Source organism: Sphingobacterium mizutaii (assembly GCF_900187125.1).
GTDB lineage: Bacteria > Bacteroidota > Bacteroidia > Sphingobacteriales > Sphingobacteriaceae > Sphingobacterium > Sphingobacterium mizutaii.
In genome coordinates this window covers 399,927-425,979 of record NZ_LT906468.1, presented here as the reverse complement: position 1 = coordinate 425,979, position 26,053 = coordinate 399,927, and the positions used below count along the sequence as shown (strand labels likewise).

Here is a 26,053-nt window from a genome sequence, read left to right as displayed (position 1 = left end):
CCAGGTTTCTCTATTTAAGTGCATTAAATAAGATCTCTACCGGATGAAGCGCTCCAGTTCCCGTACCATCCATGATCTGATGTCTACAACTTGCTCCAGGAGCCGCAACCAAGGTATTCTCAGACTTTCCACGAACTGCTGGAAACAGCACCAATTCGCCTATCTTAATCGATAACGCATAATGCTCCTTCTCATAACCAAATGAGCCTGCCATACCGCAGCAACCAGAAGGAATCTCCTTGACCTTATAATTTGCAGGGATTTCCAAGATCTTTGAAACAATGGGTGACAATCCCCATGCTTTTTGCTGGCAATGTCCATGCAAAAGAATGTTTTCTTCCTTCGAGACAAACTGGTTAGATGAAATATTACCAACCATATATTCTTCCCAAATAAACTCTTCGATTGTCAATGCAAATGGCGCAATCCTTTCCGCATCAGCGATCAAATGTTCATCCACAAGGTCGACATACTCATCCCTAAAGGTCAAGATAGTCGATGGTTCCACTGACACCAGCTTAGTGTTTGAATTCAACCTGCCACGGAAGGTCTCCACATTCTTATTCGCTAATTTCTTGGCTTCACGGAGCAGGCCTTTCGACAATAGAGCTCTACCTGAAAACGCATGCGGCACCATCAACACCTCATAGCCTAACTTCTCTAATAGGATGATGGCTTTCTTGCCAATCTCAACATCATTGAAATTGGTAAACTCATCACAGAAAAAGTAAACGGATTTGATCGGTTCTTTATGTCCAGAAAAAGGTTTATCCTTCCCTTGGAACCATTTCCTTAAGGTCTTCGAAGCAATTTTAGGGATATGCCTTTCAGGAGCAAAGCCTAGAACATTCTTCACTAGACCTGAAGTCAGTTTTGACTCCACAACCCAATTATACAGACCTGATATTGGCTGCATCAACTGCGTTAAAGTATCCACATGAGCTATCATTCTAGAGCGGAATGGAATACCGTGGCTATCGTAGTAAGCCTGAAGGAATTCGGCCTTCAACTTAGCCATATCAACGCTGGATGGACATTCAGATTTACAACCTTTACAGCTGATGCAAAGGTCCATGACCTCTTTGATTTCCTCATGGTCAAAAGGATTTGCCTTCTCCGAATTGGTCAGCATTTCGCGCAGAATGTTGGCTCTCGCTCTGGTCGTATCCTTTTCATCCTTTGTGGCCATATAGGAAGGACACATCGTACCTCCCGACAAATGCGACTTTCTACAGTCACCGGAACCATTGCACTGTTCAGCATGCTGTAAGATAGTCTGCCCCTTATACCTGAATACGGTCTTGATCTCTCGATTAGTTTGCCCAGGCTTATATCGCAAGGAACTATTCATCGAAGGAGTATCCACTATCTTCCCAGGGTTAAAGATCCCTTCAGGGTCCCAGGTTTTTTTAATTTCTTTTAGCAATTGATAATTATGATCTCCGATCATCAGCGGAATAAACTCTCCACGCAAGCGCCCATCACCATGTTCTCCACTCAATGAGCCATGATACTTCTTAACCAAATGAGCAATCTCAAGAGCTATTTCACGAAACAACTGATTACCTTCTTCGGTCTTCAGGTTGATTATAGGCCGTAGGTGCAGTTCGCCTGTTGCCGCATGGGCATAATGAACCGCATATAGATTGTACTTCGTTAAGATCTCATTGAAATCCTTGATATAGGCAGGTAGATCCTCCACATCAACGGCGGTATCTTCTATCACCGCAACGGGCTTCTCATCCCCTGGTACATTGCTCAATAAGCCCAATCCGGCTTTCCGAAGGTTCCAAACCTTCTTCTTATCATCTCCCAATACCAATGGGAAGTGATAACCCAGGCCATGGGCCAAAAGATCCTCTTCAACAGCCTTTACCTTGCTCAGGATTGCCTCTTGATCTTCCCCGTCATACTCCGCTATTAAGATTGCTTCAGGATCACCTTCCACAAAAAAGCGGTTCTTGGACTGCTCCAGATTACTCTTCGTACATTCCAATATATATTTATCCATCAGTTCACTGACCAATGGATGATGCTTCAACACGATAAGATTACCCTTTAGGGCATCTTCCAAAGAATTAAAATGAACGCAAAGCAACCCACTTGGATTTACCGGCAATGGATTGGCATGTACTTTTATTTCAGTAATGAATGCTAGAGTACCTTCCGAACCACAGATCAGTTTACAGAAATTAAAAGGTTCTTTCCCTGCCGTAAAAGGATCGGTTTCCAGAAGCATATCAACAGCATAGCCCGTATTCCTACGATGGATGGAAGGCTTTGGAAAGTTCTCACGGATTTGCTCCTGATTATGATAGTTCCCCAGCATACTGCGGATGTCATGATAGAGCCGCCCTTCTAAATCGGGTTGATTACATTTCCTATCAAACTCTTCAAAGCTCAACGCTTTGAACGTTACTTCAGTGCCATCGCTCAGCAAGGCCTCGACCTCCAGCGTATGCTCTCGTGCACTTCCATATATCAATGAATTGGACCCACATGAATTATTTCCAACCATACCGCCAATCATAGCACGGTTTGCCGTGGAGGTCTCGGGGCCAAAATATAATTTATATGGTTTTAAGAAAAGGTTCAGTTCATCGCGGATTACACCCGGCTGAACCCGTACCCAAGATTCTTCTGGATTGACCTCCAGTATCTCGGTAAAATACTTAGAGACATCCACCACGATTCCAGCTCCCACGACCTGTCCTGCCAACGAGGTCCCTGCAGTCCTTGGAATCAATGAAGTCTTTTGTTCTCGGGCAAATTTAATAAGCAAAAGAAGGTCTTGCTTATCTTTGGGGTAAGCTACTGCAAGTGGCAACTCACGATAAGCAGACGCATCTGTTGCATACAACAGACGCATCTTTTCATCCCAATATAGTTCACCACTTAGTTGTTCTGAAAGCAGGGTTAACTGCTCTTCCATAAGTTATGATCCTTTAATTTGTGATGTATAGGTACTTTCAAATATTTTATCGGCATTGTTCGTTTCGAAGCCGTCACGACGATGCTCTCGCTTGATTTCCGCTTTGGCTAAATCTTTAAATTGGGGCAAAACACTACGTTCAGCAAATTCTACATAACTACCTGCAATTTCCAATGTTTTACCATCGGCAAAATTGGCGTCATACAAAGCTGAAACGGTACTGCTTTGTCTCAAGAGTTTATCATCGCTTGTTTTGATCTTGCCACCAGAAGTATTCAATTTAACACCAATGCTTTCCAAAAATGCATTGAACTCTTCTAGGGTATTATATCCATCCTTCAACTCATGGATTGAGATGGTATAATGGTTCAAATAATAGCGATTATAGATAACCCAAGCAGCATATTCACTTTCTGCAAGCAGGGTTTCATATTCAGTGGAAGTAGGTAGGTCCCATAAAGGTTTCTGCAAGAAGTCAGCCACTTGCTGTCCATTGTTCAAATCAAGTTGATCTACAGGGTCAGAAGTAATTGCTGCAGTATATTTCAAGATGATTTCTTGGGCGGCTTGGCTCAGCTCAGATACCCTTAATTGGGAAACAAATATTCTAGGATAGCTATCCGCTGGGGGTGCATACCAATGTGCGTCTAGTTTCTTGCCTTCAAAATAATAGTAATCCATCTTTTTGTAGCCAAAAGAAAGGAAGATCTTCTCGAAGGAAGCAATTCCTAAATTCGGGACACCTAAAGTACGGAATGCAATATGGTCATTTACGATGTCAGCTTGCGATTGTACCACCCCACGCTCAAGCAGCGCTTTGGTGATCTTATCTACATCTGAAACATTCGCTCGGTAATGTTCAAACAAATCGTTCAACACTATATCAATAGGCTTTTTTTCGTCGAAATGCATAACAATGAATTTAGTCTTATAATTTGAATAAAGTTATCTAAAAATAATCAAACAAAAACTATTGTTCAGTAAAAAATAGATAACAAAAAATATTATTCAGGAAAACTACAATTCTTCCGCTAAAATCTTCTCCAACTCCTCCGCGGTCAGGTTCATATTGATATTTCCATCCTTTGCGAAGGAAATCTCTCCGGTTTCTTCCGACACAATAACGGCGACAGCTTCAGACACTTCCGTAACACCGATTGCTGCTCGGTGCCTCAGACCAAACTGCGGCGGCAGATCTTCACTATCCGACAATGGAAGTACCGAACTCGCGGTCATGATCCTGTTGTCTACAATAATGACTGCACCATCGTGCAATGGGGAATTTTTGAAAAATATACTCTCCAATAATCTTTTGGAAATCGGCGCATCGATCACGGTCCCACTGGTCTGGTAATATTCCTCATCAAAATACCTTGAAAACACCAAAAGTGCCCCGGTTCTCGACTTGGACATATTCTGGCAAGCCTCTACAATAGGCTTGATAAATTCCACATTCTCTCTATGGGTAGATTTCTTACCACCAAAGATGGACCATAAGAACTTTTTCCGTCTCAGGGAGATATTTTTACCGATATGTAAAAGGAAGCGACGTATTTCCTGCTGGAAGACGACAATCAATGCAATGGATCCTACAGAGATAAATCCACCGAATATCTCGGTCAATAGGCGCATCTCCATCTGCTTTACAACTAGATAGATACCGTAAAACAAACCCACACCGATCAAGATATTTACGGCTATAGTCCCTTTGATCAAGCTATAGACATAGTAGATGATAATTGCCACGAGCAATATATCGATGAAATCCAGTAGCCTGAAGCCACTTAATAGATTGAAGTCCAAACCATCCATACTTCCTGCAATTTAAAAAATATTATCCATTGATGAACCTATTTAAAATCATAAAATGATAGGAATATGGCAGTGCAAAACAGTAAATTTGTAAAAAGGAGCAAAACTATGACTAAACTTTCTGTAAATATCAATAAAATCGCTACCCTGAGAAATGCCCGTGGTGGAAATGTTCCAAACCTTCTTGCTGCAGCCTTGGCTTGTGAGAAATTCGGTGCACAAGGAATTACCGTACATCCAAGACCTGATGAGAGGCATATCCGCTATCAGGACGTTTATGACCTAAAAGCTAATATCAGTACAGAATTTAATATCGAAGGTAATTGCCGCGAGCAGAAATTTATAGACTTGGTCCTTGCCAATATCCCAGCACAGGTTACTTTGGTTCCTGATGAAGAAGGACAGATAACTTCAAACCATGGTTGGGACACCATCAAGCATCGTGACTATTTGTCTGAAATGGTGAAGCTTTTCAAAGATAAAGGAATCCGAGTTTCCATCTTTGTCGATCCAGTGGAAGAATTGGTAGAGGCTGCCGCTGAAACCGGAACCGATCGTATTGAACTGTACACCGAAGCTTATGCAACCGATTTTACCAATAATCCCGAACAAGCAATCGAACCTTATGTCAAGGCCGCACTAGCCGCCCAAAAGGTAGGCTTGGGATTAAATGCAGGCCATGACCTTGACCTCAATAACTTACAGTATTTCCATCAGAATATCCCTGGACTATTGGAAGTCAGTATCGGCCATGCCTTGATTTCCGATGCCCTGTACCTAGGTCTGGAAGAAACCATCAAAAGATACTTAGCTTGTCTGAAATAGAATAGACAAAGCCTCAAATAAAAAATGGGAGCCAGTTTCTGCTGACTCCCATTTCTATTTTATTACGACCTTAATGAATCGGTCTAAAGATTCTATTCCATCTAATTTTGGACAGGAATGAACCATTTTCGTCCCAGCTCAACCAAGTAAACAAGGCTTTACCGACAATATGGTCTTCCGGCACAAAACCCCAGCCTCTCGAATCCAATGAATTATGGCGGTTATCCCCCATCATCCAATAGTAATTCATATTGAAAGTATAGCTGTCGGCCTTCTGTCCATTGATATAATAGCCATCCGATTTCTTTTCAAAAGTATTCCCTTCATATACTGAAATAGCTCTTTCGTACAATGGCACCGTCAATGAATCTAATTTCACGGTCCATCCTTTTTTAGGAACCTGGATTGGCCCAAAGTTATCATAGTTCCAAATGATCCCATTGGTATACATTGGGAAAGCTTGGAAACCTGGATTGGCATCCCCGGGCTCATAAACAATCTCTTTAAATTCTTTGATGTTAGACCATTTCTTCACTTCTTCAGCCTCAGATTTCGTCATGTGCATCGCATACTGGCCCATACTTGGATCTGTATACAGCATGTCCATTTCGATACGCATATCCAACAATTTCTGCAGGTTAAGACCATTCGGATCAGTGATCACCAAATAGTTGGTTTGAAAATCCTCATCTGTAAAAGCAGGCTCTCCATTGACAAACAGTTTCGTGCGTTCCATGGAAATAACATCCCCTGGCATCCCTACACAACGCTTAATATAATTTTCTCGTTTATCGATAGGTCTATTGAATGGTGCATCAGCTTCCATTGGGTAGTTGAAGACAACCACGTCATTTCTTTTGATATCCTGAAATCCCGGAAGTCTCTTATACGGGATTTTGATTGCTTCAGAATAAGCTTTACCCCCTGTGATTGGCATGGTATGGTGCGCAAATGGAAATGCCAAAGGAGTCATCGGAACCCTAGGGCCATAGTTCAATTTACTTACAAATAAGAAATCACCAACCAAAAGGCTTCTTTCCATAGATCCAGTAGGAATCATATAAGCTTCAATTAAGAAGCCACGGATCAATGTAGCGGCAACTGTGGCAAAAATAATGGCATCTGCCCATTCCCTAGCTACTGATTTTTTATATGGATATTTCTTTTTGAATTCTTCGGTAGTGGACTGTCCTAGATATTTCACATTAGGATCTCTGCCCCACATCGGCAATACGATAAATGGAACTAAGACTGCAGCCGCATTTTCCCAAAATCTACGTTTCCCAAAAGATTTGATCAGGTTTAATAAGAGATCATACCCAATAAAGATATTTACAATCGGAACAAATAGCCACACTATCCACCAAGTCGGCCTTCCGACCAATTGCGCCATGACATATTGTGCATAAACAGGAACAAAAGCTTCCCATCCTTGCTTGCCTGCTTTCCTATACAATAAGTAAAGTCCGTAAGCAGAACCAATGATGTATATGGCTAAAATGATATACCACATATATTATTTATTAAAATCAAACATTTCAGTCACCTGATAGAACCCTTTTTTACCTAAAAGCCATTCAGCCGCAATAACCGCACCCAAAGCAAAACCTTCCCTGCTATGGGCCGTATGCTTAAATTCGATTTGGTCAACCTCTGAGCTGTACAGCACGGTATGGGTACCAGGAACCTCTTCTATCCTCAAACTTTCAATCAGCAATTCATTTGGTTTTGGAATAACTTCCTCGCCTGATCCCTCCACCGAATTGACCCAGGATTTCTTTTCATCACTGTTCTCCAAAATTCCTTCAGCAATGGTGATTGCTGTGCCGCTTGGCGCGTCTAATTTATGGATATGGTGGATTTCTTCAACCTGAACATCGTATTGTTTATAGGGATTGACTGCCTTTGCCAACATCTTGTTGATATGGAAGAAGATATTCACTCCAATACTGAAATTAGAGCCATATAACAAAGCTTGATCAGCTTCCAAACAAGTGTCTTTTACTTCGTCCAAATGTTCGTACCAACCGGTAGTACCAACTACTAATGGCAGGTTGGATTCAAAACAAAGACTGATATTTTCTAAGGCTGCATTAGGAGTACTGAAATCAATAGCCATATCTGCATCTTCCAGATCTTCAGAAGTAATGCTGTCCCTATTTCTTTCATCAACGATCAGAACCACCTCATGCCCTCTTTTCATGGCGAAGCGCTCGATCAGTTGCCCCATTTTTCCATAACCTAATAAAACGATTTTCATATAGTTAATTGGTTTTTATTTAATGGTAAAGGTCATTTTCAAACCCGGAGATACAAATCCATTTCCAGAAAAAGTACCCATACCCGGTGTATAAGCGTAATTTGGAAGTAAAGTCGGTGAAACTTTAAAACTTAGATCATTGCTGATATTCCAACGGTTTTTTAAGATTGAATCCACGTAGGCCTCAACCACGTTCAATCCGTACCAACCTACAGTCAGCAAGATCGTCAGATCTCGGTTCCTACGTCCATAATCTTTCTGTTGGACCAAGCCCTGAACAGTCCAGCTACTATTGATCCCTAAGGATTCATGATTGGAAGGCTGTCCAAATTCTTCCCGGTACTGTAACTCATTTAAGAACTCCTTATAGTACCATTGCCAGTAATTAAAGGTCAGACCTGCACCCACAAATCCTCCATAGATTACTGGAACTTTAATCCACCAAAGGCCTCCGTTGGTATATTGTCCCCAACCAGGTAATATCAAAGACCTTTTCCATGCTATCCTGGTCAATCTTTCGATTGCCAACCTTGCCGAATCCTTACGGATATCCTTATAATAAAATTTCTCGCGCTCCTTTTCAGCTTTTATTCTGGCTTTCCGTTCTGCGCGAGTCTCTTTTTTGACAGTATCTTGTGCCGCTTTCTTCAGAGAGTCCTGCACTTGAACCATCTTCGTAGAGTCAGGAATGGTATCTTTCACTTGGCTTTTGAGGCAAGTAAAAGAAAAGATCATCCCAAAGAGCAGTAAAAATTTATACATTACCAGTCTAACAACTCTAAAATTCGGCTCAAATCATCCTCCGAATTAAAAGGAATCTCAATGGCTCCTTTTCCTTTCGTAGATTTCACGTTCAATTTTACACGAGTGGCAAATTTTGAAGCCAGGTCATCCTCAATCTTTTGATATTGAAAAGTCAATGGAGCCTCTTTCTTGCCCTTTTGCTTTTTATCCTTAGCTTGTTGAACCTCACGGACCAATTGCTCGGCCTTACGAACCGACAGTCCTTTTTCAACAATCTCTTTGAAAATAAATAATTGCTTATCGATCTCTCCGACATTGATCAAGGCCCTAGCATGTCCCATGGATAAATCGCCATCACGGATTGCCGCCTGGATCACAGGAGGAAGTTTTAATAAACGAAGGTAATTGGTCACCGTAGAACGGTTCTTGCTCACGCGGTCACCCAACTCCTCTTGTTTCAGACTACACTCTTCGATCATACGCTGGAAACTCAATGCAATCTCAATGGCATTCAGGTTCTCTCGTTGAATGTTCTCGATCAAAGCCATTTCTAGCATCTGTTGATCGTTTGCAGTCCTTACATAAGCAGGGATTTCGGTAATACCGGCCAATTTGGATGCTCTCAACCTTCTTTCACCAGAAATCAATTGGTATTCATTCTTTCCGATCTGACGTACGGTGATAGGTTGGATCAAACCTTGTACCTCGATAGACTCTGACAGTTCCCTCAGGGCACCTTCATCAAAATCTGTCCTAGGCTGAAAAGGGTTGATCGATATCTGTTCTACTTTAATAAAGTTTATGCTACCGGCAGGAGAGCTCGGTGTCTTGCTCGCAGGAACATCGGCCGTCTTGTCTTTAGGACTGCTGATCACTTCTTGCTGAAGCAATGCCCCCAAACCCTTGCCTAATCCTGTTTTCCGCTGTTGTGCTGCCATACTATACTGTTACAGTTTGCTTATTCTCTTTTAATAATCCATTCTTCTCCAAAATCTCACGCGCAAGGTTCAAATAATTGATTGCTCCTTTACAAGATGCATCATGCATGATCACTGAAATCCCGAAACTTGGGGCTTCACTCAAACGTGTATTTCTCTGAATAATTGTATCAAACACTAAATCATGGAAATGCGTACGCACCTCTTCCACCACTTGGTTCGATAACCTCAAACGAACATCGTACATCGTCAATAATATACCTTCGATCTCCAGTTCGGTGTTCAATCTTGTCTGTACAATTTTAATCGTATTCAACAACTTACCCAATCCTTCCAATGCAAAATACTCACATTGTACCGGAATGATCACTGAATTTGAAGCCGTAAGTGCATTGATGGTAATTAGTCCTAAAGATGGCGAACAGTCAATGATCACAAAATCATAATCATCCTTCACTTCATCCAAAAGCCGTTTCATCTTATATTCACGCTCCTCCAGGTTGATCATCTCAATCTCCGCACCGACCAAGTCGATATGGGCTGGCAATAGATCTAAATTTGGAGTATCGGTGGCCTGTATTGCTTCTTTTGCTGTCACATCATTCACCAAACATTCATAAATACTGGTTTTAATGGCGCGAGGATCAAAACCAATTCCAGAAGTGGAGTTTGCTTGCGGATCAGCATCCACCAACAAAGTCTTATATTCTAACACAGCTAAACTCGCAGCAAGATTGATGGAGGTGGTTGTTTTACCAACTCCTCCTTTTTGATTGGCTATGGCAATAATCTTTCCCATTGTGATTCCTCAATTTTTGAAAATAATGTCGACTGGCATTCTTCCCCTTCGATATGCAAATTAACATACCTTAATGATATTAGACACTTAAATGATGTTAAATTTGCTAATTTTGAAGCGAATCTCATTCTATCCAGTCAGGATGCTAAGATACGAAAAATAGATTTAGGTATTGATACCGAACGCTATTGCTTTTTACATGTAACATCAAACAATGAATTTAATTATCTCAGGCACAAATAGAAAACGTTCCAACTCATTAAAAGTTGCAAAATTTTATCAAAAGGAATTGTCAAAAAGAGGCGAAGAGTTTGAGATACTTTCCCTTGAAGATCTTCCTCTTGATATCATTGACACGGATCTCTATGGAAAACGCAGTGAAGCCTTTGCCGAGATACAGGAAAAAGTGTCCGCCGCTAAAAAATTCGTGTTTATCATACCTGAATACAATGGTTCCTATCCAGGTATCCTAAAGGTCTTTATTGATGCCTGCGCCTTCCCCGCCTCCTTCTACCATAAAAAAGCGGCCTTGGTTGGCGTTTCGACTGGTAAATATGGGAATATCCGTGGAGTCGATCACTTTACTGGCCTCTGCAATTATATGCGGATGCATGTATTACCCTTAAAGATCCACATCCCTTTGATCCAGAACGAATTGAATTCAGAAGAAGAGTTCCAAGACCCAATTTCCTTGAAATTTATCATGGAGCAAATCGATGAAATTGAACGTTTTTAATCTCCAGCTCTTCTTTTAATTTCATCTGTCATATTTTCTTTATACAAGCCAATCTACTGGGTGGTCCCAAAATTTTATTGATTTTTATTTTTACATTTAATCCTTTGTAAAATTTTAAAAATCAACAACTATGTCGACCAACCCTATCAAATCCTTGGCAATCGTACTTTCATTAGCCCTGGCTTCCTGCAACCAAACTTCATCCGTAAAGGAAAGCCCAGCAACTACAGATTCTAGCACATTTTTCAACGCAAAGGACTTGACCGGATGGCATGTTTACAACCGTGGAAACATGGAATCCAAATGGAAGGTGGACAATGGCGAACTGATTTGCGACCCGAAGGCAAAGGGTGAATTCGGAGATCTGATCAGCGACAAAGAATATCAAGACTTTGAACTAGATTTTGAATGGAAAGTCAAAAAAGGAGGCAACAGCGGTGTTTTCATCAATGTCCATGAAGACAGCACCTACGCGGCAACCTTTGCCACCGGACTGGAGATGCAACTGCTGGACAATGCCAATGCCGAACCCAGACACCAAGTCGATTCGACTCACTGGGCTGGCTGTCTTTATTCAGTAGAATGCATTGGCAGCAATTCCAAACCAAACCCTTACGGCGAATGGAACAAAGGCAAGATCAAACAGCAAGATGGACAGGTGACCTTCTGGCTCAATGACAAGATTACCTTCCAAGACAGTATCAACAGCCCTGCCTTCAAACAAAAGATAGCCAATAGCAATATGAAAAACTATCCCGATTTTGCTACCTATCCAAAAGGAAAGATAGCTTTCCAAAACCATACAGACTCGGTTGGTTTCAGAAATATCGTGATCAGGGAATTATAGCCCTGAATGACCAAAAGGAGCAATTTCTTTAATTAAATATTAACCCAGACGACAAAATATAATCCCAATGTCATAAAGGAACTATTATTTATAATCATTCTAAATAATACCTACTTTTACTCCAGCAAAGAAAACAGTTTCAATTATACAGAAGTCCTGTTTACCCGCATGAAGATAGGCATGCGGGTAATGCAGGCACAATAAAAAAACGGGATTGGCTATATATGGACAACTGTCGCCTAAGAATTCTCTCCAAACATGACCAAGGCTTCATCAGTATGCCGGAGGGTCAAAATATCATTCACCTTTGTTTCAACAACATCCTCATTAACTTCAGTAAAGAAGATTTCATTATGTTCCGAAAGATCGTAAAGGACATCTATGCAGACAACAGTCCTGTAGCTTTTCCAGATGGCCGAGAACGGATCCTCTTGAATAGCCCCTATTCAGGAATTAATTTCTCCTTCAACCACTTTGAAATGACTGAATTGGTCAGGTCCCTAGATGAGGCGTTTTACATGGAAAGAATCTATTCATTTTTGCAATAAGCAGGCTTCAAGAAGCTTCTTTCCTATATTCTCTCCTTTCTGGAAGTCAGCACATCATGCTGAAAAACAAATTAATTATTTGGCTTTGAATAATTTGCCAATCCGGCAGCAAAAAATATCTATAAAATATTTTGTAAATCAGAATTAACCCCTATATTTGCACACCGCAACAGGGAAAAGGAGAATTAGCTCAGCTGGTTCAGAGCATCTGCCTTACAAGCAGAGGGTCACTGGTTCGAATCCAGTATTCTCCACCAAAAAAGACTAAGCTCAGTTCATTCAGAGCATTCCGACTAAAGTCGGAAGGGGTCAACAAAAAAAGGAGGCTTAGCTCAGCTGGTTCAGAGCATCTGCCTTACAAGCAGAGGGTCACTGGTTCGAATCCAGTAGCCTCCACTACCGAAAGAAAAGCATCAAGAAATTGATGCTTTTTTTGTTATCCCTCTTTTGTTTCAAACCAACCATCTAAAATAATGTTGCCCCCATGGGCAATACATCTCAAATATAGTTTTTTCACTGTGTCACCTTGAGGAACGAAAGGTCTCGGAACCATACTAGCCATGATTGCCTTAGCGAACAGGTCCTACACCTTTCGGTGTAGAATGACAGGATCAAAGTGGGGAAAACCATACTGATTCTTCACTTTTCGTTCAGAATAAGAAATGTCCAAGAGAGGAATTCAGAGCGCAGCGAAGAATCTATTTCTTGTTATTTATAAGAAGACGGGGTTATTCCGAAATCGTAAGATGAGGAAACTATTTCAAATGAAGTGTGGAACGTTCCGAGAACCTTCGGGCAGGCCCTACCATGACACGTTTGTTAAATCTGTGTTTCTAGATATTTAGACCTATATTTCCTTTCCAGAAGATTATTTTTTATCTGCCATACATCCCCAGCGGGGATGAATTATTTTAGCATGGATGGTAAACAATAAAGGGCTAATGCAAAAACGATGTTCGATTAATCGAACATCGTTTTTGCGCGACTTCCAGGCTAACGTGCCATGTCTGTTAAAATAATGGAACCCCAAATGGGGTTATATATTTAAAAGACAAAAGAGCTAATAGATTTTCATTGACAATATGCTGTCATCACCTTCCAATAAATTTAGTCCAAATTTTTACTTCTCAGGATGACACGAAAAGGGTACAAAAAAATATTTCACCCCCGCTAGGGGTTATACGTTATACAATCCGATTTTCTATAAAGATGTCACCCCCGCTGGGGGTTGCCCCCTATTCAATCTCAAACCATCCAACTAAAATAAGATTGCCCCTATGGGCTATACATCTCAAATAAAGTTTATTTTAACAGTGTCACCTTGAGGAACGAAAGGTCTAGCAACCATACAAACCATGATTGAATTAGCGAACAGGTTCTACACCTTCGGTGTAGAATGACAGGATCAAAGTGGGGAGAAGCATACAGATTCTTCACTGATCGTTCAGAATTCAAATTACCCTAGAGAGGGATTCAGAGCGCAGCGAAGAATCTATTTCTTGTTTTATTATAAGAAGACGGGGTCATTCCGAAATCATAAGATGAGGAAACTATTTTTCAAAAGAATCCTTACTGAATTCATTTCCAATTCTGAACGATTTAGTGAAGAATCTGTACGTAAATGTCTACTAGATTTTGTCATCCTAAATCTTCGATTTAGGAACTGTTCGCCAATACAATGCACGGTTTTATAGATATTGTAGTTTTGAACGTTGAGATACTTCGGATGATCCTCATAAATACTAAAAAACCATAACTTAATGACATTGCCCGCTGGGGGTTGGGATTAGATCATATTCAAAGATAGCGCCTAGCCACTATCCTGACCTCATTCGAGACACATTCGGAATTTTCGCAATATGTCTCGAACATGCCTCGAATAAAACCCAAATCTCATCAACCAAAATCCCCTTAAAAACCTACACCTTTTCACAAGATTTTCCCCATAATCCACACAAAAATCTCCCTCCCAGGCAAAAATTTTCACCAAGTCTAAATACTAAATACTCTCTACTAAATACTACTAAACACTAATCGTAAAACTTCCAGGATACACCAAACCTAAGGTTTGCAGGCGCCATTGGATAGCGTCTTACACTGTAATACCCATTGGGGTAGACATGTTGGTTGACGAAGTTATAGCTTAAGAAAAGATTGACACGATCAATGTTTCCGGTAAACCATAGATCGGCAATTGGATAAGTGGAGAATTCGATCCCTACGTTGTCATTATAGAACTGCCCGGAGTTGATGGAATAGGAAGGCGAACGGAATGGGGTATTGAAGCGCACGTCCATTCCCAATCTAAAGTCCATAACATTGTATAGCTTGTTTGCATAGTAGAAACTGTGCCAAGTATACAACTCAGGAGTAGCCAATACTGCCATCGCATCAGACTTTTGATAGACTACGCGGTTGTCCAAGTGGAATCGACGGAACTTGAAGTTCTGGCCGACGGTCAGTTTCAGAAGGTTCAAGTTTCCTTCTTGGGTAGGCAAGATGTTTCTAGCTCCCAATATATTGTTATCAGGGTTTGGAACTTCTTGAAAATAAGTATAATTGTTGATCAAGAAATATTCAAGCTTACCATTGAAACCCAACTTATCATTGGCATATTGGAAGGAAAGGTTTTGGGTCTTGATCTTTTCAAGATTCAGGTCTTCCTCTTTCCAAGAATGGTAGGAGAGATTTGCATTTTGGAATATCATCTCTGGCGACTTATTCTGAGAATAAGCACCGATCCTTAATTTCCCTAAGGTTTCATTCAAATGGATATCTGCATAGGCCTCATATAGGAAATCACCAAAATTTCGTCCAACCACAATCTGGTTGGCGGTAAAATTGACATCCACTTTGTCGGAAAACTTATATCCTATGGCACCTTTCACCATGGAGTTTTGGTAAAACTTGTTCAACACACTATCCGCATACCAGATCAGGTCGTTTTGGAAGCCCAGTTCGACCTTTGCTTCATTCTTGAGGTTTTTCCCCCGGAGATAGAAACTGTAGGTGAAATCATTGGAAATGGTTGTTATTTTCGTTGTATCTTCTACCCGCACCAGGTTGTTGAAAGGTAGGGCATTATAAAGATCCGCTTGATTCTTGAAGAAAATAAATTTCTGCTGTCTGATACTAGAATTATGTGCAACGACATTCGTAGGGTGGATTTCTGCATCAGGGCCATTTCCACTAACCGTATCGATCCTACCCATAAAATAGGATTGTCTAATAAAGAAGCCGAGGTCTTTCCATTTGCTGTACGGACGATTGGCCTGAATACCATCTAATTTCACTGGGTAACGAGAGGGCGAAGTATTACTGGAAGTGTCCCTGAACAAGGTATCGTTCCTAACCGAACCGTTCTCTGTCGCATCTAGGGTATTGAAGGTAAAGTTGGACAAGAGGTTGTACCTTTTGCTTGGGGATTCGTACCAAGCGAATACGGCTCCTTTTCGATCACTATATTGTTGGTTATTATAAAATCCGTCGGTATTGGTAGCATGGTATTCCGCACCTATATTCAGGTGGGGATTGATATTCTGAGCCAATTTAGCTCGAAAGACCTGATCGTCAAAGAAGAAACCAACGGCATATAGTTCCGAGTAACGAGCTCGAGCACGGTAGTACTGGATGGAATCCGAATGCAGGAGATATCGTTCCATGGCATGGTAACCCGATTGAAAACCAATGGTCTTATTCGGGTTGAACAATAAATCGCGAGTCGCCAAACCATAAGAACCCAAGTTGATGGATGGATCCCAAGGGAGGTTCTGTTTATTGTAATATTGGAAATTGACATGGGAAGTATCGATCTGAAAGGTCTTGGTTCCCTGTTTCATTGTTTTCAGGTTGGTGAACCTAACGTATTTAGCCGTGAAGATCACCGAGTCTTTCTTATTATCCTCTGCATTACGCGCAGAATCCAATGCAGAACTGAACTCATCTTCAGTCTGGGCGTATAGTTTAGGAACAAGGCTAAACAACAACAATACAAACAATAACCTTCTTAGCATACTCAAATCAGGAACGGTACAAAATTTATGCCCTCAAAAATAGCGCAAAAAACCAAAATTATTGCAATGCAATCAATTCTTTTAAAATACTTGTCATTTTTGGTTCTGCCTGCGCGGCAACTTCCACTATTTCTTTGAGCGATACCGGTCTTAAATTCGGGTGGAAACCTTCATCCGTGATCACCGAAATCGCAAAAACAGGCAAGCCCATATGGTTGGCTACGATCACTTCAGGAACCGTACTCATCCCAACGATATCACCACCGATAATGCGCATATAACGGTACTCTGCCCTGGTTTCAAGATTAGGCCCCGGTGCCGAGACATAAACCACTTTATGGGTTCTGTACCCTAGGTTACTGGCGATCTCCATGCCCTGTTCTATCATTTTGAAATTATAGGGCTGGCTCATATCTGGGAAACGAGGACCTAGATCCTCATCATTGGTACCCCTTAATGGATTGTCTGGAAGTAAGTTGATATGGTCTTCGATAATGCCGATATCGCCTTTGCGGATATCAGGGTTTAAGGAACCTGAAGCATTGGACACAAATAGTTTTTGGATACCTAGACCTTTCATCACACGAACCGGGAAAGTGATCTCCTGCATGCTGTAACCTTCATAATAATGGAGTCTACCTTGCATGGCTACCACCTTACGGCCATTGAGGGTTCCAAAGATCAATTTTCCGGTATGGAATTCAACGGTAGAAATGGGGAAATTGGGAATATTGGAATACATCATTTGAAATTCCACTTCAATTTCCTCAACAAGTTTTCCAAGGCCTGTGCCTAAGATAATTCCGAATTCTGGGGTGAAATCGCCGATTTTACGACGGATAGATTGGATAGATTCTTCAATCATTTGATACATGTGTGCAAAAAAACTAGTTAATCAAACTTACTGTTATTTTTTTGCACACACAAATCAAAGGAATAGGCTTACTTTACAGCTGTCATGGGCTTTCTAACTTTTCCTGGGGAAGTTAACCATAACAAGATAAAGGTTGTCAAGCCATTATATACGATTAGTTCGAAACCGATTTTATATTCAGTCATCGGCAATAAGTAGGTCGTCAACAAGTACATCAATATCGGCGACACTACACAGATATAAGGTACAAGGTTATCCTTGACACGCATTTTGGTCAGGATACCGAAAGAGAACAAACCTAACAATGGACCATAGGTGTATCCCGCAATTTTAAAGATCGCTGAAACTACAGATTCATCGTTGATGACATGGAACAACAAAATAACCAATAACATAACGATGGAGAATGCAAAGTGTACATAGTTACGTTGTTTGACCAATTTGGGATCATTAGGATTTTCTTTTTTATTGAAGTTCAAGAAATCCACACAATAGGATGTGGTCAAAGCCGTCAAGGCAGAATCCGTTGTTGCAAAAGTTGCTGCCGTCAGACCCATCATAAAGATAATTCCAGGCACAATGGACAGGTGTCTCAATGCGATTTCAGGGTACAGGTAATCCGACTTGCCAAGATCAGCAATATTGATTCCGTTTGCATCGGCATAGAAATATAAAAGGGCACCTACCGCTAAGAAGAATAAATTGATCACCACAAAGATACCAGTAAAGGTCATCATATTGGTTTGAGCCTCCTTAATGGTTTTCATGCTCAGGTTTTTCTGCATTAGATCCTGATCAAGTCCGGTCATGGCAATGGTCACGAAGATACCGCCGATTACATGTTTCCAGATATTCCTCGGATCACCCAATAAGTTCTCCCAAATGAACACCTTAGAATAGGTACTTTCTTTAACCTTTTCGAATGCCTCCGTTACGGTCCAACCTAAGCCGTCTGCCATAAAATAAATGGACAAGACTACAGCTAAAAGCAGGAAAGTTGTCTGTAAAGTATCGGTAATAATAATGGTCTTTAATCCGCCTTTATTGGTATACAACCAAATAAGAATAAGACAGACTGCCACTGTTAAGATGAATGGCACGTTCCAAGCATCGAAAATATACCGTTGTAAGACGATGGCAACGAGATATAATCTAAATGCAGATCCGATGGTCCTGGAGATCAAAAAGATCATAGCTCCGGCTTTATAACTTTTGTGGCCTAAACGTTCTTCCAAATAAGTATAGATGGAAGTTAGGTTCATGCGGTAATAAAGTGGCAACAAGACATAGGCGATGATAATGAAGCCAATGGCATTCCCGAGGACAAATTGGAAATAACTGAAATTATTGGGATCGCTCAGGCCTGCAGGCGTATTGCCCACATCACCGGGAACCGAAATAAAGGTAACTCCCGATAGGGCGGTACCGATCATACCAAAGGCAACCATGTACCATTTGGCATTTCTGTTTGCGACAAAGAACGTGGAGTTATCTGAGGAATTCCTGGATGTAAAATAAGCTACAGCCAAAAGGAGCCCAAAATAAACCACAATAAAAGTTAGCAGGATAATTGGTGACATAGGTAGATCTAAATTTTATTTATTAAGGTTAAAATTATCGATCGCTTTTCGAACATTTCCGAATTCTTCGATCAGAGCAGTTGCAGTTTCTTCGTCAGTTCCGGTTTCTGCCATCACCATACGAACCCCTCTTCCTACCAATTTATGGTTAGAAAGCTGCATATCGACCATTTTATTTCCTTTAACTCTTCCTAATTGGATCATGACAGCAGTGCTGATCATGTTCAATACAAGCTTTTGAGCAGTCCCAGCTTTCATACGCGTAGAACCCGTCACAAATTCAGGGCCCACGATCACTTCAATAGGGTATTTTGCGCGAGCAGCGATCGGTGAGTTTCCATTACAAACCAAGCAACCGGTCGCAATGCCTAATTCATTAGCTTTATCAAGTCCGCCGATAACATAAGGCGTGGTGCCAGAAGCGGCTATTCCAAGGACAAAGTCGTTTTCATTGATGGCGTATTCTTCTAGGTCTTTCCAAGCTTGTTCAACATCATCTTCAGCGAATTCTACCGCTTTACGGATCGCAGTATCACCTCCGGCGATCAATCCGATCACCCAGTCAAAAGGCACACCATAAGTAGGAGGACATTCAGAAGCATCTAGAATTCCCAAACGGCCCGAAGTACCGGCACCGATATAGAACAATCGACCACCAGCTTTCATGCGGTCTGCAACAACCTTAACTAGGGCTTCGATTTGAGGGATAACCTTTTCAACTGCCAACGGCACTGTTTTATCTTCATTATTAATATTGGTCAGGATCTCAAGAACCGACATCTTATCTAGGTCTTGATAGTTGGAATCTTTCTCCGTGGTGTTGATCATAGCCTTCAGCATTTGCAATACATTCAATAACTTTTCGTAAATATGCGACTTTTTGCTAAAAAACGCAAAAACACGCAGGTTAATTTTATATCTCGTCGAGTGGGACGAATTTATAATTTTTATTCTTCAATAAATCAATTAACCTTTCTAATTGATTAAATAATTTATCTTCTCTTTTAGGGTCTGTGCCGAGGTGAACAATAATCTGGAATCCATTTAGTCCATTGCTCTGTTCATACTCAGTCAATTGTTTCAGAATCGCTTCTGAGGACAGATACCTTGTACCCATTTCAGGATAAGTGTAATCTGCCGCTGTTCTTAAACCTGGAGTAAAATTATACAGGTCCATGCCTAATTCCTTCGTCCAGGCTGCAATTTGCTTATTGTACCATTCATATGGAGCAACAAATTTGTCCATTCTCTTGATACCGATTGCATGGAGCTTACCTAAGTTTACCTGTAAATCATTGACAAACTCCGTTTTAGATAGCAAAAGGCTATCTCTATTCTCCCAAGGTGCATACAATAGATGTTGGTCAGAATGTGGACCTACATAATGTCCTTGGCGATATAATTTGTGGAGCAACTTTGCCGATTTCTGATCTTCCAGAAATCTTCCTGTAACAAAAAAGCTCCCTTTTACTTTTTCTTTTTCGAGTGTTTCTGCAACTGTTTGCAGTCCTTCCCTGAATTCGTCACCCGTAAAAATCAAGGTGACCTGCCTTTTACTGGTATCGCCCCTAATGATTGCGCCTTGTGAATCCGTTAATCTTTTTTTTTTGATTCACTCTCTTTTGCCGACAATAGATAGATCAAAGAAGCTGTACCATCCATAGTTGGTTCATTGGTGCTATAATCACCGAAATCGTCATGATAAACCACCAAATCACTTTGGAATGGAGCATATACATCCGGCTTGTACAATTGAATCCCGATCAGATTATTGTAGATCGCTGAATATACTGGCCCATCAACCAATCCCCCATCAATTGGGTAATTGTGTAAATATGTAAACGACGAATGAGGCTCAGTTGGTGTGTCACCATGAGCAGGTAATCCATAAACCATACTGGTTCCCCAAGGATTTACTCCGAACAACCAATCTATATTAGCTTGTTCTAACTCTTGGAACTGCTTGTCCCCCGAAGCTTCACGGTACCAAAGACATTGGATAGCAAAGGAGGTCGTCAAGTTATTGCTGCACCAAATAAAAGGAACACCGCGGTAGAACATGTTGTCCTTAGCACGAACATTTACCGCTTCGATTCCATCTTTATAATAGCCTAGGGCTTCTTTCTTTACCTTTCCATCTACAGATTTTGCTAATTCAAAATGTCCAAGGTTAATGAAAGGATAATATTGATAGTGGTTAGCAGTATCGCGAACCATCCAAGGCGTAACTTTTTCCTGTCGGGCAAAGTCTATCGCTTTTTGGATATGTTCTTGGTCTTGGTTCAGGTTGAACATAGTCGCTTCGGCCAATTCCATATCATCGACCCAGTTATCTTCTGCATAAATATAAGGAGATTTAACTGATACCGTCTGGGTTACACCCGGTTTGATATATGCATATTGGTAAGCAGTACCAGCTTTCTCCTTTAAAAGGGAAGCATAATCCGCGTTCTGATCTTTTAATAATTGATGCCCCAATCCAAAAGCACTTACGAATTTTGCCGCAGTGGAACTGGTCCCTGTGGTATTGTTCATGAATTTTCCTCTTTGCTGCGGCTTGCCATCAATAAAATAAACTGGTCTTTCATGGCCTCTTCCATATACTGAGTCTTGACCCGGTAAGCGCATAGCAGTATGATCACGGTCGTCTGCGATCTGGTTGAACATGATATTCGGTTTAGGATGCATTTTCACCAACCAATCTAATCCCCAGATTGCTTCATCTAAAACATCAGCAATCCCGTTTTTACCATCCAGCCCGTTTGCTTGTTTCTCATCAGTGAAAACCGAAGGAAAATCACGATAGGCCGCTAATAAATGATAAGTTGCATTAGCTGATGTGGTAGCATATTGCAAATAATCTGAAGCATCATGCCATCCACCAGCAACCTCTACACGTGTACTATCCGGCATGCCAACCGAGCTGGCATACATGGTAAAGCCATCGTGGGTATGGCAAGAATCTTGGAGGAAAGGGTTAAACAAGGTCCTTTGCTGGCGCATGTATCGCAAGGTAAAGTCCGCTGTGCCTTTGTACACCTCATCATTGATCTTAAAGCTTGGAGACTTGGTGCCATCATCGGCAAGTAGGTAGTATTCGCCGTTTTTATTGAACTTACTGAAGTCCAATCTATAGCCCAATTGGAAAGGTCCATATTGACCGAATTGCTTACCAGATTTTCCTGTGTAAACGGTCTTATTATTGTTTTTGTCTATTAAACTAAATTTCTTGATCCCTTTATTTCCTTTAGTCACCCATACAGCTACCTTTTTATTGTCGGGAAGATAGCCTAATTGGTTAATCCTTATCCAGGAATTCTCTTGTGCAAGTGCCTGAAAAGTACATACAAGTAAAATAAGCAAGGAAAGCACTCTATTCATCATTATTGGTTTAGTAGGTTAGCATTACGATTTTTCCGTCCATTGTACTTACAACAACTCTATCCTTCAGCACTAATGGCGGATTGATCATACCATTGGAAATCTTGTATTGCCAAGCTGTTTTTCCAGTTTTAGGTTCAACAGCAGACAACAATCCTTTGTCGCTGGGTACAAATATATATTTTGCGTTGGTATAAATTGCAGTTGGAGCTAATTCATATGGTAATTTTATTTCAGCCTTCCAATTTACATCCATCTTGTCGGCATTAACAGGTACTCCGATCAGCTCGCCATCCATGGTTTTTGCCAGGACTAACTTCCTATCTCTTGAAATTCCCATGGACTCCCTAACGCGGTATTCATCTTTCTTTTCACGCCAAATGGTTTGGCCCGTTTTTAGATCGATGGCTGTCATAAAGCGATCTGGAGCGACGATGAAAACCCGATTGTTTTCTACGACTGGATAACATGCCGCTGCAGAGAACATTCTATTGCTATGGCCATTGTCCCACTTCCAAACTAATTGACCGGTCTTTTGATCTAGGGCATAGAAACCGTTTTTCCAACTTCCAAAAATCACTTTATTATCAGCTAAGGTTGGCAAAGTCGAAACATACCCTTGAACATCTTTATAGCTCCAGATTAATTTTCCAGTCTTAACATCGATACAACGGAAGATGCCATCTGATGCTCCGATGTAGGCTTTACCATTTTTAACCGCTGGTGAACCCAGCACAGCTTTATCAGCTTCCAGCTTCCAAAGTTCTTTTCCAGTTTTCGCATGGATTCCGTAAATAAAATGGTCTGAGGAACCTACCACTACCACACCTTTATGTACTGCTGGAGTGGAATACACTTTTCCTCCAGTCTTGAAGGCCCATTGTTGTTTTCCGGTTTTCAGATCCAATGCATAGACCTCACCAACTGTATTGGCAGTGTACATCCATTTTTTATCGGCCGTAATTCCGGTACCAATATCCCCATGATCCTCGAATTCCCAAACCACTTTGGCTTGGCTATTCGCATTCAATGCATAGTTTGGTCGTTTTACACCTTGAGCAGCATCAGGAGATACACGTTTAAGCGGGAGTTTTAACCAATAGTCTTCGGTAATCATCAGAGGTCTTCTGACCCTGAAAAATACCGAGTCGGAAGAAACCGTTATAATATTATATCCACCAACAGCATCCTTTGCACGCAGATTAGATCTAGCCATTACACCTGGGATCCCTTCCCAATCATACAGTTTATTGATGTGGCCATGACCACAAAGCGCCAATTGCACGTTTTTGGTCTTGATGCGATCGATATTCTCGTACCAGTTATTCAAGGAAGAATCTAAAGGATAATGGTTGATGGCGATCAAGGGTTTATCTTGATCAGGATTGGCCTTAAAGATTGAATCCATCCATACTAGGTTTTCCCTAGGTACTTGACCCGGACTCATACGCATATTAGGCCCTGAGGTAGTCCCTATAAACTGGACTCCATTGTGTTCGAAAAAGAAAGTTTCTGCAGCAAAAACCTTACGGAAAGAGTTAGCTCCACTCTCCGACCAGTTACTGTCATGGTTTCCCGGAATGACATATAGTGGTAAGTTCAAGCTGTCCAAAATCTGCTTTGCCAAGGCCAGTTCCTCGTCGGAACCAAACTCAGTGACATCACCCGACAGAATCACGAAGTCAATGCCTTGCTGCTGATTTAAGTCCAGAACGGTTCTGCGTAAATCATCAGCTCCTGTAGCACCACCAACATGGGTATCGGTTACTTGAGCAAATCTGAAAGTCTGAGAAAATAGGTTTAATGGTAATAGGAACAGCAAAAATAATAGTCTTCTCATAGCATAAATATAGAGCAAAAGGTCAATTGCTTGACCTTTTGCTTAAAATTTTCATTAATTCCAACCCGGTGTTTGGGTCAAAGTATAACCTTGGTCTTGGTAAGCTTGGATCAACCCAATGCTTACTGGAGAAAGGTAGTTCTTAGGTAGGACAGGTAAACGGTTAGTGAAATTTCTAACCACATAGTAACCTTCCATTTCAGCATCATTGCTTCCATCATAAGTAACGATGGTACCATCTGCTTTTTTAACCTGTAATCTTTTTACGAATGCGCTTAAGATTTTTCCAGGGTTTTTCTTGTCGCCAAAATCTTTCACCCCGATAACCCATGAACCTAATTTATAGGAATCATTATTAAAGTTAAGGGTTTCCAATTTTTTCCAACGACGGATATCTTGGATACGAGCATATTCGAATACAAATTCCATACGACGCTCACGACGGATTTCCCACATTAGAGGAGATACATCAGCATCTTTATTAGGATCTGCAGGAATAGCACCAAGCATCAAAGGTTCTGTTTGTTTAACTCCTTTAGCTACAGCAACAGCATCCAATGGTCTCTTACGGATTGCATTGATGGATTTATCCAAGTCAGCTTGGGAAACCGCAGCGCCTCCGTAGTTTTCAGCTAAGATCTGTTTTGCCTCTACCCAGTTTAATACCACCTCAGCGTAACGAGCTACTGGTGCATCATTGGTATTGGTATTTGAGCTCCATTTCGCAGGATATGCTTTTCCAGAGTTCAAGAAATCTAAAGCCTCTCTACCCGCAAATTTATGGGCATAAACCAATGTACCAACAGCAGGTGAGTTAACCGTATCCATAAAAGTAGCTTCGAAACGAGGGTCACGAGTTTTTACCAATTCTTTCAATCTGAAGTTTTTAGCATTAGCTACTCCAGAGTTTTGGAAAGTCTTGCCATCGTTACAGATGAATGCTTCGATTAGGTTCAAGTTTGCTGAACGTGGTTGGTTTTCTGTACCATTGCTATAAGAAGCCACCGCATGTCTGATTGCCAAAGCATCATCATAGGTTCTGAAGAAAATGACCTCAGGGTTTCCAGCTAAGCTTTCCGAAGCAAACAAGCTCTTGAAATCAGAACCGAAAGTATATTTACCTGAATCCATTACGTATTGCGCTGCATCACGAGCTAGTTCCAAGTATTTCTTTGCTCTAGTTTTATCCAGGTTGTGGTAGTGTTGCCAAGAACCTTCAAATAACATCGTGTTGGAAATCAAAGTGGCTGCAACATATCTATTCAGATTGCTTACACCATCATTATCACGCATGTTTGCCAATACATATTTGAAGTCGTCATATACATGGTCCATCACCTCAGCACGAGGCGTTCGGTCTTTGTACTGTTCGTCCATATTGGTCGGGTCAACGACATCACCATAATATGGAACATCACCGAAATTACTAACCAAACGGCCATATTCATAAGCTCTAAAGAATCGAGCAACTGATGACCAGTGCTTGTATTCATCTTCTGTCAACTTTGGTTTTGCAAAGTTCTCGATACGGTTCAACATCAAGTTGGCCTTTCTGATCCATACGAAGTTCCAGTTAGGACCTGGGTGCTCAGCACGTAAAGATGACACCAATGTACTTGTCGAACCTCCAGCATCAGTAGGAAGACTGGATAGCAAGGCTAATTGTTGGTTCTCTGATGTTAAATCGTCGGAAAAGTTATAACCTGTTAGCGGCGTATAAGCTGTCCCGAAGCTGGAGTTATACCCAACAAAGAAGTTGGTATAAAAGTCATTTGCAAAAAGACGCAAGTCATTTTCATTTCTCCAGTAGGTCGGCTCTGAGTCCACCATGGCGTTTAACTCCGGTCTATCTAGCAGGGTATTACAGCTGCTGAAAAACAGGGCTGAACCTAAAAATAAATATGATAATTTTTTCATTGTCGTA

General features: G+C 41.1%; 20 protein-coding genes and 2 tRNA genes. 6 read left to right on the top strand and 16 right to left on the bottom strand.

Annotated elements, in window-relative coordinates; genetic code table 11:
- Window positions 1-10: 10 nt before the first annotated feature.
- The 3 genes from CKW03_RS01895 to cdaA form a co-directional block, all read right to left on the bottom strand.
- Window positions 11-2,932, bottom strand: a complete 2,922-nt coding sequence (locus tag CKW03_RS01895; protein ID WP_093101590.1) for an FAD-binding and (Fe-S)-binding domain-containing protein — start codon at window positions 2,930-2,932, stop codon at window positions 11-13.
- Between the two features lie 3 nt (window positions 2,933-2,935).
- Window positions 2,936-3,844, bottom strand: coding sequence for a DUF1338 domain-containing protein (locus CKW03_RS01890; protein WP_093101588.1), 909 nt, complete (start codon window positions 3,842-3,844; stop codon window positions 2,936-2,938).
- 105 nt (window positions 3,845-3,949) lie between these two features.
- Complete coding sequence (gene cdaA / locus CKW03_RS01885) at window positions 3,950-4,744, bottom strand: diadenylate cyclase CdaA (RefSeq protein WP_169918969.1); 795 nt, start codon at window positions 4,742-4,744, stop codon at window positions 3,950-3,952.
- A 108-nt stretch (window positions 4,745-4,852) separates the two neighbouring features.
- Between cdaA and CKW03_RS01880 the strand changes: the two genes are divergently transcribed.
- Window positions 4,853-5,569 (top strand): pyridoxine 5'-phosphate synthase, encoded by a 717-nt coding sequence (locus CKW03_RS01880; protein WP_093101616.1) that lies wholly within the window; start codon window positions 4,853-4,855, stop codon window positions 5,567-5,569.
- A 70-nt stretch (window positions 5,570-5,639) separates the two neighbouring features.
- On the opposite strand, the gene lepB is transcribed toward CKW03_RS01880, so the two are convergent.
- The 5 genes from lepB to CKW03_RS01855 are packed head-to-tail and all read right to left on the bottom strand — an operon-like array spanning window position 5,640 to window position 10,310.
- Entirely contained in the window at window positions 5,640-7,082 is a 1,443-nt protein-coding gene (lepB, locus tag CKW03_RS01875) for a signal peptidase I (RefSeq protein WP_093101587.1), read from the bottom strand.
- A 3-nt stretch (window positions 7,083-7,085) separates the two neighbouring features.
- A complete protein-coding gene (gene dapB, locus CKW03_RS01870) occupies window positions 7,086-7,829 on the bottom strand; it encodes a 4-hydroxy-tetrahydrodipicolinate reductase (protein WP_093101585.1) in 744 nt (247 codons plus the stop codon).
- Window positions 7,830-7,844: 15 nt separating this feature from the next.
- Complete coding sequence (locus tag CKW03_RS01865) at window positions 7,845-8,591, bottom strand: DUF5683 domain-containing protein (RefSeq protein WP_093101584.1); 747 nt, start codon at window positions 8,589-8,591, stop codon at window positions 7,845-7,847.
- Entirely contained in the window at window positions 8,591-9,511 is a 921-nt protein-coding gene (locus tag CKW03_RS01860) for a ParB/RepB/Spo0J family partition protein (protein ID WP_093101582.1), read from the bottom strand. Before CKW03_RS01860 ends, CKW03_RS01865 begins: the two co-directional genes overlap by 1 nt.
- A gap of 1 nt (window position 9,512) precedes the next feature.
- The gene (locus tag CKW03_RS01855) at window positions 9,513-10,310 is read right to left on the bottom strand and encodes a ParA family protein (RefSeq protein WP_093101580.1); all 798 of its coding nucleotides are present in this window, start codon (window positions 10,308-10,310) and stop codon (window positions 9,513-9,515) included.
- 214 nt (window positions 10,311-10,524) lie between these two features.
- Between CKW03_RS01855 and CKW03_RS01850 the strand changes: the two genes are divergently transcribed.
- From CKW03_RS01850 to CKW03_RS01830, 5 genes are all read left to right on the top strand, one after another.
- Entirely contained in the window at window positions 10,525-11,046 is a 522-nt protein-coding gene (locus CKW03_RS01850; RefSeq protein ID WP_093101579.1) for an NADPH-dependent FMN reductase, read from the top strand.
- A gap of 130 nt (window positions 11,047-11,176) precedes the next feature.
- Window positions 11,177-11,893 (top strand): 3-keto-disaccharide hydrolase, encoded by a 717-nt coding sequence (locus tag CKW03_RS01845; protein WP_093101577.1) that lies wholly within the window; start codon window positions 11,177-11,179, stop codon window positions 11,891-11,893.
- A 224-nt stretch (window positions 11,894-12,117) separates the two neighbouring features.
- Complete coding sequence (locus CKW03_RS01840) at window positions 12,118-12,441, top strand: DUF6686 family protein (protein WP_093101576.1); 324 nt, start codon at window positions 12,118-12,120, stop codon at window positions 12,439-12,441.
- 179 nt (window positions 12,442-12,620) lie between these two features.
- Window positions 12,621-12,698 (top strand) — tRNA-Val (locus CKW03_RS01835).
- A gap of 64 nt (window positions 12,699-12,762) precedes the next feature.
- A tRNA-Val gene (locus CKW03_RS01830) sits at window positions 12,763-12,837 on the top strand.
- Window positions 12,838-14,471: 1,634 nt separating this feature from the next.
- On the opposite strand, the gene CKW03_RS01820 is transcribed toward CKW03_RS01830, so the two are convergent.
- The 8 genes from CKW03_RS01820 to CKW03_RS01790 form a co-directional block, all read right to left on the bottom strand.
- Window positions 14,472-16,454 (bottom strand): putative porin, encoded by a 1,983-nt coding sequence (locus CKW03_RS01820; protein ID WP_236736582.1) that lies wholly within the window; start codon window positions 16,452-16,454, stop codon window positions 14,472-14,474.
- A gap of 58 nt (window positions 16,455-16,512) precedes the next feature.
- Window positions 16,513-17,328 carry a purine-nucleoside phosphorylase gene (locus tag CKW03_RS01815; RefSeq protein WP_093101247.1) on the bottom strand — a complete coding sequence of 272 codons (816 nt, stop codon included), beginning with the start codon at window positions 17,326-17,328 and terminating at the stop codon, window positions 16,513-16,515.
- Between the two features lie 68 nt (window positions 17,329-17,396).
- Complete coding sequence (locus tag CKW03_RS01810; protein ID WP_093101245.1) at window positions 17,397-18,908, bottom strand: sodium:solute symporter; 1,512 nt, start codon at window positions 18,906-18,908, stop codon at window positions 17,397-17,399.
- A gap of 15 nt (window positions 18,909-18,923) precedes the next feature.
- Window positions 18,924-19,748 (bottom strand): N-acetylmuramic acid 6-phosphate etherase, encoded by an 825-nt coding sequence (gene murQ / locus CKW03_RS01805; RefSeq protein ID WP_093101243.1) that lies wholly within the window; start codon window positions 19,746-19,748, stop codon window positions 18,924-18,926.
- A gap of 73 nt (window positions 19,749-19,821) precedes the next feature.
- Entirely contained in the window at window positions 19,822-20,448 is a 627-nt protein-coding gene (locus CKW03_RS20700) for a polysaccharide deacetylase family protein (protein ID WP_236736581.1), read from the bottom strand.
- Between the two features lie 53 nt (window positions 20,449-20,501).
- Window positions 20,502-22,292, bottom strand: a complete 1,791-nt coding sequence (locus tag CKW03_RS01800; protein WP_236736580.1) for a glycoside hydrolase family 9 protein — start codon at window positions 22,290-22,292, stop codon at window positions 20,502-20,504.
- A 7-nt stretch (window positions 22,293-22,299) separates the two neighbouring features.
- Window positions 22,300-24,129: an outer membrane protein assembly factor BamB family protein gene (locus tag CKW03_RS01795; protein ID WP_093101241.1), complete on the bottom strand. Its 1,830-nt coding sequence runs from the start codon at window positions 24,127-24,129 to the stop codon at window positions 22,300-22,302.
- Window positions 24,130-24,183: 54 nt separating this feature from the next.
- On the bottom strand, window positions 24,184-26,046 hold the full coding sequence (locus tag CKW03_RS01790) for a RagB/SusD family nutrient uptake outer membrane protein (RefSeq protein WP_093101239.1): 1,863 nt from the start codon (window positions 26,044-26,046) through the stop codon (window positions 24,184-24,186).
- Window positions 26,047-26,053: the final 7 nt, after the last annotated feature.

What these genes read in the sequence shown, in the direction of transcription:
- CKW03_RS01895 (WP_093101590.1), bottom strand. Translation starts at nt 2,932, where the DNA reads ATGGAAGAGCAGTTAACCCTGCTTTCAGAACAACTAAGTGGTGAACTA.
- CKW03_RS01890 (WP_093101588.1), bottom strand. Translation starts at nt 3,844, where the DNA reads ATGCATTTCGACGAAAAAAAGCCTATTGATATAGTGTTGAACGATTTG.
- cdaA (WP_169918969.1), bottom strand. Translation starts at nt 4,744, where the DNA reads ATGGATGGTTTGGACTTCAATCTATTAAGTGGCTTCAGGCTACTGGAT.
- CKW03_RS01880 (WP_093101616.1), top strand. Translation starts at nt 4,853, where the DNA reads ATGACTAAACTTTCTGTAAATATCAATAAAATCGCTACCCTGAGAAAT.
- lepB (WP_093101587.1), bottom strand. Translation starts at nt 7,082, where the DNA reads ATGTGGTATATCATTTTAGCCATATACATCATTGGTTCTGCTTACGGA.
- dapB (WP_093101585.1), bottom strand. Translation starts at nt 7,829, where the DNA reads ATGAAAATCGTTTTATTAGGTTATGGAAAAATGGGGCAACTGATCGAG.
- CKW03_RS01865 (WP_093101584.1), bottom strand. Translation starts at nt 8,591, where the DNA reads ATGTATAAATTTTTACTGCTCTTTGGGATGATCTTTTCTTTTACTTGC.
- CKW03_RS01860 (WP_093101582.1), bottom strand. Translation starts at nt 9,511, where the DNA reads ATGGCAGCACAACAGCGGAAAACAGGATTAGGCAAGGGTTTGGGGGCA.
- CKW03_RS01855 (WP_093101580.1), bottom strand. Translation starts at nt 10,310, where the DNA reads ATGGGAAAGATTATTGCCATAGCCAATCAAAAAGGAGGAGTTGGTAAA.
- CKW03_RS01850 (WP_093101579.1), top strand. Translation starts at nt 10,525, where the DNA reads ATGAATTTAATTATCTCAGGCACAAATAGAAAACGTTCCAACTCATTA.
- CKW03_RS01845 (WP_093101577.1), top strand. Translation starts at nt 11,177, where the DNA reads ATGTCGACCAACCCTATCAAATCCTTGGCAATCGTACTTTCATTAGCC.
- CKW03_RS01840 (WP_093101576.1), top strand. Translation starts at nt 12,118, where the DNA reads ATGGACAACTGTCGCCTAAGAATTCTCTCCAAACATGACCAAGGCTTC.
- CKW03_RS01820 (WP_236736582.1), bottom strand. Translation starts at nt 16,454, where the DNA reads ATGCTAAGAAGGTTATTGTTTGTATTGTTGTTGTTTAGCCTTGTTCCT.
- CKW03_RS01815 (WP_093101247.1), bottom strand. Translation starts at nt 17,328, where the DNA reads ATGTATCAAATGATTGAAGAATCTATCCAATCTATCCGTCGTAAAATC.
- CKW03_RS01810 (WP_093101245.1), bottom strand. Translation starts at nt 18,908, where the DNA reads ATGTCACCAATTATCCTGCTAACTTTTATTGTGGTTTATTTTGGGCTC.
- murQ (WP_093101243.1), bottom strand. Translation starts at nt 19,748, where the DNA reads ATGCTGAAGGCTATGATCAACACCACGGAGAAAGATTCCAACTATCAA.
- CKW03_RS01800 (WP_236736580.1), bottom strand. Translation starts at nt 22,292, where the DNA reads ATGATGAATAGAGTGCTTTCCTTGCTTATTTTACTTGTATGTACTTTT.
- CKW03_RS01795 (WP_093101241.1), bottom strand. Translation starts at nt 24,129, where the DNA reads ATGAGAAGACTATTATTTTTGCTGTTCCTATTACCATTAAACCTATTT.
- CKW03_RS01790 (WP_093101239.1), bottom strand. Translation starts at nt 26,046, where the DNA reads ATGAAAAAATTATCATATTTATTTTTAGGTTCAGCCCTGTTTTTCAGC.